The organism is Pseudomonas sp. 05N431, from assembly GCF_056397005.1.
This window is the reverse complement of record NZ_JBFTMN010000002.1, coordinates 214,411-225,952: the sequence shown is the minus strand read 5'-3', so window position 1 is coordinate 225,952 and position 11,542 is coordinate 214,411. Positions and strand designations below refer to the sequence as shown.

Annotated in this window: 10 protein-coding genes; 8 read left to right on the top strand and 2 right to left on the bottom strand. The window is 60.3% G+C overall.

The features are described from left to right. Nucleotides 1-288 precede the first annotated feature (288 nt). Both AC1DIG_RS03975 and AC1DIG_RS03970 read left to right on the top strand, forming a co-directional pair. Nucleotides 289-1,362 (top strand): diguanylate cyclase, encoded by a 1,074-nt coding sequence (locus tag AC1DIG_RS03975; RefSeq protein WP_477766240.1) that lies wholly within the window; start codon nt 289-291, stop codon nt 1,360-1,362. A 505-nt stretch (nt 1,363-1,867) separates the two neighbouring features. Next, nucleotides 1,868-2,170: a hypothetical protein gene (locus tag AC1DIG_RS03970; RefSeq protein WP_477766239.1), complete on the top strand. Its 303-nt coding sequence runs from the start codon at nt 1,868-1,870 to the stop codon at nt 2,168-2,170. Nucleotides 2,171-2,372: 202 nt separating this feature from the next. On the opposite strand, the gene AC1DIG_RS03965 is transcribed toward AC1DIG_RS03970, so the two are convergent. Beyond that, a complete protein-coding gene (locus AC1DIG_RS03965) occupies nt 2,373-2,984 on the bottom strand; it encodes a glutathione S-transferase (protein WP_477766238.1) in 612 nt (203 codons plus the stop codon). Between the two features lie 132 nt (nt 2,985-3,116). On the opposite strand from AC1DIG_RS03965, the gene AC1DIG_RS03960 reads away from it, so the two are divergent. Further along, nucleotides 3,117-4,013 carry a patatin-like phospholipase family protein gene (locus AC1DIG_RS03960; RefSeq protein WP_477766237.1) on the top strand — a complete coding sequence of 299 codons (897 nt, stop codon included), beginning with the start codon at nt 3,117-3,119 and terminating at the stop codon, nt 4,011-4,013. Here the strand turns inward: AC1DIG_RS03960 and AC1DIG_RS03955 are convergent. Next, nucleotides 3,986-4,906, bottom strand: a complete 921-nt coding sequence (locus tag AC1DIG_RS03955; protein WP_477766236.1) for a MurR/RpiR family transcriptional regulator — start codon at nt 4,904-4,906, stop codon at nt 3,986-3,988. The two genes, AC1DIG_RS03960 and AC1DIG_RS03955, sit on opposite strands and share 28 nt — an antisense overlap. Before the next feature lie 312 nt (nt 4,907-5,218). On the opposite strand from AC1DIG_RS03955, the gene AC1DIG_RS03950 reads away from it, so the two are divergent. From AC1DIG_RS03950 to AC1DIG_RS03930, 5 genes are all read left to right on the top strand, one after another. After that, nucleotides 5,219-7,156 (top strand): bifunctional 5-dehydro-2-deoxygluconokinase/5-dehydro-2-deoxyphosphogluconate aldolase, encoded by a 1,938-nt coding sequence (locus AC1DIG_RS03950; RefSeq protein ID WP_477766235.1) that lies wholly within the window; start codon nt 5,219-5,221, stop codon nt 7,154-7,156. A 168-nt stretch (nt 7,157-7,324) separates the two neighbouring features. Further along, nucleotides 7,325-8,218: a myo-inosose-2 dehydratase gene (gene iolE, locus AC1DIG_RS03945; protein WP_477766234.1), complete on the top strand. Its 894-nt coding sequence runs from the start codon at nt 7,325-7,327 to the stop codon at nt 8,216-8,218. Then, nucleotides 8,215-9,024, top strand: coding sequence for a 5-deoxy-glucuronate isomerase (gene iolB / locus AC1DIG_RS03940; RefSeq protein WP_477766233.1), 810 nt, complete (start codon nt 8,215-8,217; stop codon nt 9,022-9,024). The genes iolE and iolB overlap by 4 nt, the downstream gene beginning before the upstream one ends. A 30-nt stretch (nt 9,025-9,054) precedes the next feature. After that, on the top strand, nt 9,055-10,557 hold the full coding sequence (locus AC1DIG_RS03935; protein WP_477766232.1) for a CoA-acylating methylmalonate-semialdehyde dehydrogenase: 1,503 nt from the start codon (nt 9,055-9,057) through the stop codon (nt 10,555-10,557). Between the two features lie 27 nt (nt 10,558-10,584). Next, entirely contained in the window at nt 10,585-11,406 is an 822-nt protein-coding gene (locus AC1DIG_RS03930; protein WP_477766231.1) for a TIM barrel protein, read from the top strand. The last annotated feature ends 136 nt before the right edge of the window (nt 11,407-11,542 follow it).

Sequence of the window (11,542 nt, the reverse complement as noted above, 5' to 3'; positions counted from 1 at the left end):
GTAGCAGTCGCAAAATGGCTGACTCGATTGTGTCAGGATGACCAAGTCATTCCTGTTTACGACTGCTTCGCAGCCGAACGCAGCCTTCGGCAGCTGCTACGGGTGTGTGTTCAAGCCCGGGTCCTTTGTCATTTATAGTCAAAATTTCGACAGTAGGCCTGCCGGCAGGGCTATTTCGGGCCGCCAGGCGGTGATGGCTATTTGATCTCGCCCTGATAGACTTCCAGACATCCCTGTCTGAGTTACTCGAAGTTTCAGGTCAGTAGTGAAGAGGAGCTTTGTCCCCTTATGCACCATAACGGAGGAAAGGGACTTTCACTGGCAAGGAGGCTCTACACATCGCGAACCCTGGGGATGGTCCTGGGCCTGCTCTGCGTGGGCGCGGCGATCATTCCACTCAAACCGCCGCATTGGCTGTTGGCGCTGATGCTGTTCAACGGCCTTGTCTGGCCGCACCTGGCCTATCAATGGGCGCGCCGCTCGCCCAAGCCTTATCACGCCGAACACCGGAATATTCTGATCGACGCGTTCATGGGCGGATTCTGGGTCGCGGCCATGCAGTTCAACCCCTTACCCAGCACTGCCACGTTGTCGATGATGGCGATGAACAACGTCGCCATTGGAGGCCTGCGTTTTCTGCTCGTCGGTACGGTGGCTCAGCTGTTGGGTATGGGCGCTGGGTGGCTGATCTTCTTTCCCGTGTTCATCGCGCAAACCAGCCCTGTTCAGTTGTATGCCTGTTTGCCGTTGCTGACGTTTTACCCCTTGGTGTTGGGCTGGATCTGCTTTCGTCAGGCCCACACGCTGGGCAAACACAAACGCGAACTGCTGGCCCTGAGTCGCACCGACAGCCTCACCGGGCTGTTGAACCACGGCGCCTGGAAAGATGCGCTGGAGGTCGAGTTCCAGCGTTGTCAGCGCCAGCAGCGGGGCGGTGCGATTGCCTTGATCGACATCGACCACTTCAAGATCATCAACGACACCTACGGCCATGTGGCCGGCGATATCGTGTTGCGTCAGTTGAGCAAAGTCCTCAAGCAAAACCTGCGCGCCAGCGATGTGGCCGGGCGTTATGGCGGCGACGAGTTCTGCGTGATCCTGCCCGACGTGCCACTGGCCCACGCCGCCCAGGCGATGGACGCCTTGCGCGATCGGTTTTCGGGGCTGGGTTACGAGCAGAATCCGGCGTTGAAAGTCAGCCTGAGCATCGGCCTGGCCGCGTTCGACCCGATGCACACTGAAGCCATGCAATGGCTCAACGATGCCGATGAGGCACTGTATGCCGCCAAGACCACCGGGCGCAATCGGGTAATTTGCCATGCCGATGGGCTGGTGCAGCGGGTGGCGATGGGGTTGGTTTGAGTGCGCATAAACAAGCGCGAACCGTTGTAGCAGCTGCCGAGCCCGCGAGGCTGCGTTCGGCCGCGCAGCGGTCGTAAAATCAGGCGACGCGTTCTTTCAGGTAAACCGCGTATGCAGGATTTGCGAGGACTTCGTCCTCGAACGCAGCCTCGCGGGCTCGGCAGCTGCTACGGGGGATCGGCGGGGCGCACGGTCCTTCGAAATCACCCCACAACTTTCCAAGACCTTTCCGACACCGAACCCTGTTGCCGCGTCTCGGCGTCGGCCCCTATAGTTCGAGCTCGTGAAAAGAAACCGGGAACGACCTTGGCTGGTCGAGTGTAGGTAGGCGTCAGCGCTATTAACGTCGTTTCAGAGTCTTTTGTCTGAATATCGTTTGCGGCGGCTGTGCGTGGGACACCTTCGGGTGTGCCGGTTCTCCTACCCGGTCGGCCAACCCGCGTACAGCTGCCACCTCTTTCGTTTGGCCGCGAAGGTGGAAACTCTTTCAGTAGGAGCTACACCTATGAACGACCAAGTCATGCCTCGCTATCTCCCCGTCGACACCTACGACTCCGCAACCCCCGTACTCTTCATCAACACCCACAAAGAACTCAGCGACCTGGCCGCCTGCGCCGCGCACCGTTTCACCGTGGTTCGCGACCTGATGGATACCTTGACCAGCCTGCCCCTCAAAGGCATTTCCGATTGCGACCTGACTCGCGTCACCCGTGGCGTGCATTTGCTCACCCGTGAGGGGTGTGCGGTGCTGGAGGTGATTCAGCTGCGGGTGGGGCAGTTGGAGGAGGGGTACAAGGCCAAGGTTTAGTGGCTACCGGCAGTCAGTCAAAGTACGAAACCTGTGGGAGCGAGCTTGCTCGCGAAGAGGCCATCACATTCAACATCTATGTTGACTGATACACCGCCATCGCGAGCAAGCTCGCTCCCACACGAGACTTGCTTCGTTTTACAGAACGTATTTCCTTCACTGAATGGCATTAGCCCTAGTGACTTGGTTCTGTAGGAGATCTTCAGGTAATCGGCGTGCTGACGAACGCCGGCAGCTGTTCGGCGTAGGCGGTGAACGCGCGGATTTTCGGGAACTGCGCGTCACTGACCTGATCCGGCACCACCAGCTTGGTGAAGCTCCAGGCCACAGCGAGGGTGATGCCCGCCTGGTCAAGAGTGCCGTCGGTTTTCAGTGGCTGCCTGTTCAGCTCCAGTTCCAGCGCCGAATACGCCGCCAGCAACTGCCCGCTGATGCGCTCCAGCCACGGTTCATGCTGTTTTTCGGCCGGACGCAAAGTGCGCTCGTAGTAGATCTGCACCGACTTCTCGCAAGCCGCCAGGGCCAGGCCGATCAGCCGCAATGAGCGCTGGCGTTGGTCCAGTTGCGCTGGCATCAGGCTTCTGTCCGGCCCGCTCAAGGCTTCCAGGTAGTCGATGATCAAGGTCGAATCCATCAGCACTTCGCCGTTGTCCAGCACCAGCGTCGGGGCCTTGACCACCGGGTTGATCTGCTGGAACTGCGCAAACTGGCGGAACACCGACACCGAGGCGTGCTCGAACGGGATGTCCAGCGACTTCAGGCTAATGGCGACGCGTCTTACATAAGGTGAATCGAGCATTCCGATCAGCTTCATGTACAGCTCCTTTGATAATGCGTAGACAGTGCGCCGCCAATTTAGCGGCAAACCCATGACCTTCGCCAGTGCACTCGGGCTCAGCCGCTATGCTTGAGAGTCTAAGTGCCCGGATGTTTCTGGAGGTCTGTCATGCCAGCAGAAAAAACTGCGCTCGTCCTTGCCGGTGGCGGCAGCCTCGGTGCGGTTCAGGTCGGCATGTTGCAGGCGCTGGTCGAAGCGGGCGTGTCGTTCGATATGGTGATCGGTGCCTCGGTCGGCGCCATCAACGGTGCGTACTTTGCTGCGCGGCCGAACGTGCAAGGGGTGGCCGAGCTGGCGGACTTCTGGCGCGGTTTGCGCAAGGCCGATGTGTTTCCGTTTTCGCTGTTCGACAGCCTGTCGGCGATTTTTCGGCGCCGGGGCTTTCTGTTGAAGTCTGCGGCGCTGGAGCATCTGGTGCGGCGGGCGTTGCCCTTCAAGCAGATCGAAGACACTGAATTGCCGCTGCACATCGTCACCACCAACTTGCTCACCGGCGCCGAAGAACTGCTGTCCAGCGGCAGTGCCGAGCAGGCGTTGCTGGCCAGTGCGGCGATTCCATTGGTGTTTCCGTGTGTGCAGATCGGCGGCAAGCTGTTGATCGACGGCGGCGTGGCCAGCAATACGCCGATTGCCAGTGCGGTCTACCTGGGCGCGACGCGGGTTGTGGTGGTGCCGACCGGGTTTGGTTGTGACTGCCCCAGTCCGCCAGCGGGGCTGGTGGCGTTGGCGCTGCACACCTTGAACCTGATGAGCATGCGCCAGCTGGTGCGCGACATTGAGCTGTATTCACCGCGAGCGGCGATCCATGTGGTCGCGCCGCTGTGTCCGCTGGGGATCTCGGTGTTCGATTTCACCCAGACCGATCAACTGCTGCAGCGCGCTTATCAGTCGACCCAGGCCTGGATCGAGAGCGGCGGGCTGAATCGCGCCGGGGTGCCGGGCTCATTGCAGGCCCACACCCATCATGGCGGTGAAGGTCAGTCCTCGAACCCGACCTGCTCGTGAATCTCATCCATCTTCAGCTCCAGGCGATAGGCCACGGCGATGAACAGCGCCTGGCACAGGCACAAAGTTGCACTCAAGGAGCGGAATGCAAACGAAGAACCTTCATTGACCAGCAGCACCGTATTCGCCCGTTTGGCCAGCGGCGAGAGGTTGCTGTCGGTGATGATCAGGGTTTTCGCCTGATGGTGCTGGGCGATGCGCAGGCAGTGCTGGGTTTCCTTGCCATAGGGCGTGAAGCTGATGGCGATCACCAGGTCATTGGCCCGCACGCTGCGCATTTGCTCGCGGTAGCTGCCGCCCAGTCCCGAGACCAGGTGAATGCGCTTGTTAGTGTGTTGCAGGTTGTAGACCAGGTAATCGGCCACCGCGAACGAGCGGCGCACCCCGACCACGTAGATGTTGTCGGCATTCACCACCAGGTCCACGGCTTTCTCGAAGGACTGGTCATCCAGCTCCAGGCCCAGGCGTTCGATGCCTGACAGCGTGGCGTCGATGCACTCGCGCGCCAGGTCGCCGCCGCTGGCCTTCTGCGACTTGTTGGCGATCATGCTGCGAATACGCTGCTGGTAGTTCTGCACCGGCGTGGTCTTGTGGGTGTACGCCTCGCGAAACAACGCCTGCATTTCGCTGAAACCGCTGAATCCAAAGCGCTGGGAGAAACGCACGATGGCCGAAGGGTGCACTTCGCATTCGCGGGCGATGTCGCTGATGCGGTCGACCATGATCCGGTCGCTCTGCTGGCTCATGTAGCTGGCGATGCGTTTGAGCTGGCGCGGCAGGCTTTCGTATTCGTTGGTGATGAGCTGCAGCAAGCGTTCGGCATTGATCGGGGGGCTGGCGAGGTCGCTTTCCGGCGTGGTCTCGGCGGTGGCCGGCTGATCGGTGCGGGACATAAATAATCCTTCTGGCTTGTTCTTATAGGGCCGCTCGGTGAAGCGTTGCCCATGACAATAGGTTGGCTGTGCGCAGTCTACAGGGTAGGCGTGAATAAAATCTTGAGCCGTGGGTCAGCCAGACACGTGCTGAAACGATGCACGGTGTCTGGAGCGGTTCTGTAAAAGTTTATTGGAAAAAATATTCCACGTAAAAATTTATTGGAATAAATATTGATTTGTTGGCGCCTCACGTTTTAGTCTGCATCCACCAAGAGTGTTCGGCGCCACCACCGCCCCGAACGCAGGCTGATAAAAATAACAGGAGCCAGCATGGGCCAGACTCGTTTTGCCAGTGGGCGTCAATTGGATCTGATTTGCCTCGGGCGCCTTGGCGTCGACCTCTATGCACAGCAAGTCGGTGCACGGCTGGAGGATGTCTCGAGCTTCGCCAAGTACCTCGGAGGTTCGTCCGCCAACATCGCCTTCGGCACGGCCCGGTTGGGGCTGAAGTCGGCCATGCTCAGCCGGGTGGGGGACGACCACATGGGGCGTTTCCTGGTCGAGTCCCTGGCCCGTGAAGGGTGCGACGTCAGCGGCATCAAGGTCGATTCGGAGCGCCTCACCGCCATGGTTTTGCTGGGCCTCAAGGACCGTGAAACTTTTCCGTTGGTGTTCTACCGCGAAAACTGCGCCGACATGGCCCTGCGCGCCGAAGACATCAGCGAAGCCTTTATTGCCTCCAGCAAAGCCTTGCTGATCACCGGCACGCATTTCTCTACCGACGGCGTCTACAAGGCGAGCATCCAGGCACTGGAGTACGCTGAAAAGCACAACGTCAAACGCATTCTCGATATCGATTACCGTCCGGTTCTTTGGGGCCTGGCAGGCAAGGCGGATGGCGAAACCCGTTTCGTCGCCGACCAGCAGGTCAGCCAGCACGTACAGAAAATCCTCCCGCGTTTCGACCTGATCGTCGGCACCGAAGAGGAGTTCCTGATTGCCGGTGGCAGCGAGGACTTGTTGAGTGCACTGCGCAATGTCCGTCGTCTGACGGCGGCGACCCTGGTGGTCAAGCTCGGGCCGCAAGGCTGCACGGTGATTCACGGGGTGATTCCGGTTCGTCTTGAAGACGGCGCGATCTATCCCGGTGTGCGGGTCGAAGTGCTCAACGTGCTGGGCGCTGGCGATGCCTTTATGTCGGGCTTCCTCAGCGGCTGGCTGGAGGATGCCAGCGATGAACGCTGCTGCCAGTTGGCCAATGCCTGCGGTGGCCTGGTGGTTTCACGCCACGCCTGCGCCCCGGCGATGCCGACCCGCGCCGAGCTGGATTACCTGTTCAACAGCCCGGTGCCGATCACCCGGCCGGATCAGGACGCGGTGCTGCAACGCTTGCATCAGGTCAGCGTGCCACGCAAAGCCTGGAAGCAATTGTTCATCTTTGCCTTCGACCATCGCGGGCAACTGGTGGAACTGGCGCAAAAGGGCGGTCGCGAACTGAGCAGCATCGGCGAGCTCAAGCAGTTGTTCGTCAAAGCCGTGGAGCGGGTCGAAGCGGATTTGCGTCGCCAGGGCATCGAGGCGGATGTCGGTCTGCTGGCTGACCAGCGTTTCGGCCAGGACTCGCTGAATGCCGCCACTGGTCGCGGCTGGTGGGTGGCGCGTCCAGTGGAAGTACAAGGTTCACGGCCACTGGCCTTCGAACATGGTCGTTCGATTGGCAGCAACCTGATCGCCTGGCCGCAGGAACAAATCATCAAGTGCCTGGTGCAATTTCACCCCGATGACGAACCACTGTTGCGTCTGGAACAGGAAGCGCAGATCAAGGGGTTGTATCAGGCGGCGCAGGTCAGCGGCCATGAGTTGCTGCTGGAAATCATCCCGCCAAAGGATCACCCGTCAGCGCATCCGGACGTGCTCTATCGCGCGATCAAACGCCTGTACAACCTGGGCATTTTCCCGGCCTGGTGGAAGATCGAGGCGCAAAGCAGCGAGGAGTGGAAACAGCTCGACGAGCTGATTTCGGAGCGCGATCCCTATTGCCGAGGCGTGGTGCTGCTGGGGCTGAATGCACCGGCCGCAGCGTTGGCCGAAGGCTTTGCGCAAGCGAGCCAGAGCAAGACCTGCAGAGGGTTTGCAGTAGGCCGGACGATTTTCCAGGAGCCGAGCCGAGCGTGGCTGGCCGGCGAGATCGATGACGAAGCGCTGATCCAGAGAGTGCAGGGCACGTTTGTCGAACTGATCAATGCCTGGCGCACTGCCCGCAGCTGAACATTTTCAATGTGTGAACACTGAGCCTGTGGGAGCGAGCTTGCTCGCGATAGCGGACTGACAGTCAACATCAATGTCGTCTGATGCACCGCAATCGCGAGCAAGCTCGCTCCCACAGGGTTTCGCGCCACATTCAATGGTTATGAGAAAACAATAAAAGGTGCAGCCATGCCCGCTATCCGAATTGGCATCAACCCGATTTCCTGGAGCAACGACGATTTGCCGGCCCTCGGTGGGGAAACGCCGCTGAGCACTGCCCTGAGCGAAGGCAAGGACATCGGCTACGAAGGTTTTGAACTCAACGGCAAGTTCCCCAAGGACGCCAAAGGTGTCGGCGACGTGCTGCGGCCTTACGACCTGGCGCTGGTCTCGGGCTGGTATTCCAGCCGCCTGGCCCGGCGTTCGGTGGCTGAAGAAATCGAGGCCATCGGCAGTCATGTCGAGTTGCTGGCGAAAAACGGCGCCACGGTGCTGGTCTATGGTGAAGTCGCCGATTCGATTCAGGGCCAGCGGATTCCTCTGGTCGAGCGCCCGCGTTTTCACACCGAGCAGGCCTGGCAGGAATACGCCGACAAACTCACTGAGCTGGCACGTTTCACCCTGTCCCGGGGCGTGCGCCTGGCGTATCACCATCACATGGGCGCCTACGTAGAATCGCCGGCGGACATCGATAAACTGATGTCCCTGACCGGCAGCGAAGTCGGCCTGCTGTTCGATTCGGGCCACTGCTACATGGGCGGTGGCGAACCGATCGAGGTGCTGCGCAAACACATCGGGCGCATCTGCCACGTGCATTTCAAGGACGTGCGCAAACCGGTGGTGCAACTGGCGCGCAACAATCTCTGGAGCTTCCCGGACTGCATCATCAACGGCACGTTCACCGTGCCCGGCGACGGTGATATCGACTTTGCCGCGCTGCTCGATGTGTTGCTGGCCGCCGATTATCACGGCTGGCTGGTGGTCGAGGCCGAGCAGGATCCGGCCGTCGCGCCGAGCTATGTCTATGCCAAGAAAGGTTACGAGACCTTGCGCGCCTTGCTCGATCAGAGGACCGGACAATGAGCCTGCTGGTCAGGAGCAACGCAAAAGGTCGGACCCTGGTCGAGTTACCTGCCGGAGCGCTGGAATACGTCGGTTTCAGCGCCTACCGCCTGAGCCTCGGCGAAACCTTGCCGGTCAGTGCGGGCGATAAAGAACTGTGCCTGGTGCTGCTCAGCGGTCGGGTTGATATCAGCGGTGAAGCACCGGGGCAGGGCGCGTTCAACTGGGACAATATCGGCGACCGCCAATCGGTGTTCGAAGACAAATCACCGTTCGCCGCCTACCTGCCGCCCGGCAGTCAGGCGCAAGTGGTTGCCCTCAGCGATGTACAGATCGCCGTGTGTGCTGCTCCCGGTTCGGCATCGGCAGGCATAGGCCCACGCCTGATCACCCCCGACAGCATGAAGCGCAGCGTCCGTGGCAAGGGCGCCAACACCCGTTACGTCTGCGACATCCTGCCCGACACCGAGCCTGCACATTCACTGCTGGTGGTGGAGGTGCGCACACCGTCCGGGCATTCGTCGAGCTACCCGCCGCACAAGCACGACACCGACGACCTGCCGCACCAGAGCTTTCTTGAAGAGACCTATTACCACCAGATCAACCCGCCGCAAGGCTTCGTTTTTCAGCGGGTCTACACCGACGACCGTTCTATCGATCAGGCCATGGCCGTGGAAAACAGCGACTTGGTGGTGGTGCCCAAGGGGTATCACCCGGTCAGCGTGCCTTACGGCTACGAGTCGTATTACCTGAACGTGATGGCCGGCCCGAAACGGGTCTGGCAGTTCCATAACGATCCGCAGCACAGCTGGCTGCTGGACCTCTGAATTCTGAAGACTGACTGGAGAACAAAAACAATGAGTGATGCCCCGGTTATCGGCCACTACCTCAACGGCCAGGTGCAGGACACTGGCAGTGAGCGCTTCAGCAATGTCTTCAATCCGGCCACTGGCGCGATTCAGGCGCGGGTCGGGCTGGCCAGCCAGCAGACCGTCAATGAAGCCGTGGCTTCGGCGCTGCGGGCGTTCCCGGCCTGGTCCGAGCAATCGTCGCTGCGCCGCTCGCGGGTGATGTTCAAGTTCAAGGAACTGCTCGACCGTCATCACAATGAGCTGGCGGAAATCATCAGCCGCGAACACGGCAAAGTCTTTTCCGACGCCAAGGGTGAAGTCACTCGTGGCATCGAGATCGTCGAGTACGCCTGCGGTGCGCCGAACCTGCTGAAAACCGAATTCAGCGACAACATCGGTGGCGGCATCGACAACTGGAATCTGCGTCAACCGTTGGGCGTTTGCGCCGGGGTCACGCCATTCAACTTCCCGGTGATGGTGCCGCTGTGGATGATTCCGCTGGCGCTGGTCACCGGTAACTGCTTCATCCTCAAGCCTTCGGAACGTGATCCGTCGGCCAGTTTGCTGATGGCGCGCCTGCTCACTGAAGCCGGTTTGCCGGACGGCGTGTTCAACGTGGTACAGGGCGACAAGAGCGCCGTCGATGCGTTGCTGCAGCACCCGGACATCGAGGCGATTTCGTTTGTCGGTTCGACACCGATTGCGGAGTACATCCACCAGCAAGCCACGGCCCGTGGCAAGCGTGTGCAAGCGTTGGGCGGGGCGAAGAACCACATGATCGTGATGCCCGACGCCGATCTGGATCAGGCAGCCGATGCGTTGATTGGCGCCGCGTATGGCTCGGCCGGCGAGCGCTGCATGGCGATCTCTATTGCCGTGGCCGTGGGCGACGTTGGCGACAAGCTGATTGCCAAATTGTTGCCGCGCATCGATCAGTTGAAGGTCGGCAACGGTATGCAGGGCGACAGCGACATGGGGCCGCTGGTCACCGCTGAGCACAAGGCCAAGGTTGAAGGCTTCATCGATGAAGGCGTGGCTCAGGGTGCTCAGCTGATCGTCGATGGCCGCCACTTCAAAGTACCGGGTGCGGAGAATGGTTTCTTTGTCGGCGCGACGCTGTTCGACAAGGTCACGACCGAGATGAGCATCTACCAGCAGGAAATCTTCGGTCCGGTACTGGGCATCGTTCGGGTGCCAGATTTCGCCAGCGCCGTGGCGCTGATCAACGCCCACGAATTCGGCAACGGCGTGTCGTGCTTCACCAGCGACGGCGGGATTGCCCGGGCGTTTGCTCGCACCATCAAGGTCGGGATGGTCGGGATCAACGTACCGATTCCAGTGCCGATGGCCTGGCACTCGTTTGGTGGCTGGAAGCGTTCGTTGTTCGGCGATCACCATGCCTATGGCGAAGAAGGCATTCGTTTCTACAGCCGCTACAAAAGCGTCATGCAGCGCTGGCCGGACAGCATCGCCAAAGGCCCTGAATTCAGCATGCCCACTGCCAAATAAACACCTTGAGTGCGGAGAACAAGAATAATGAGCCAGCCCCTGCGTTTCGCCCTGAACCGTATGGTCGCCCCACGTTTGTCACTGCCTGAATTCATTGAGCTGGCGGTAGCCCTGAAAGCCGATGCCATCGAGATCCGCAACGACCTCAAGGGCATCGAGATTGAAGACGGTACACCGCCCGAGCGTGTGCGTCAGTTGTGCCGGGCCAACGGAATCAGTGTGCTGTCGATCAACGCGCTGTACCCGTTCGATGTCTGGAACGACGAGCGCCGCGCACACGCCCTGAAACTTGCCGCCTATGCCCGCGATTGCGGCGCGCAAGGGTTGGTGATGTGCCCGCTGAATGATCGCGCCGACCCGCGCAACGAAGCTGAACGCAGCGCCGGCCTGCGCACCGCATTGAGCGAACTGGCGCCGATCCTGCGCGAGTACGGGATTCTCGGGTTCATCGAACCGCTGGGTTTCGAAGAGTGTTCACTGCGGCGTAAACGCATGGCAGTGGATGCAATCAAGTCTATTGGCGGGCTGGATGTGTTCCGTCTGGTGCACGACACCTTTCACCACCATCTGGCCAGTGAACACGAGTTTTTCCCTGAGCTGACCGGGCTGGTGCACATCTCGGGCGTCGAGGATGCGCAAGCGCCGCTGACGAGCATCCGCGATGGGCATCGGGTGCTTGTAGGCGAGGGCGACATCCTCGGCAACGCGGCACAGATCGATACCTTACTCAGCACCGGCTACAGCGGCTACCTGTCGTTCGAACCGTTCGCCGACAGCGTGCACGGGCTGACGGATATCCGCCAGGCAATCGGCGCAAGCATGGATCACCTGAAGAACTCCCTGGCCTGACACCGCTATCGACCTAATGGAGATCAACTGTGGGAGCGAGCTTGCTCGCGATGGCGATGTACCAGGCACCACCGTGTCGCGCCCATCGCGAGCAAGCTCGCTCCCACAAGGTTTCTTCGTATATTGAAGGATCGCA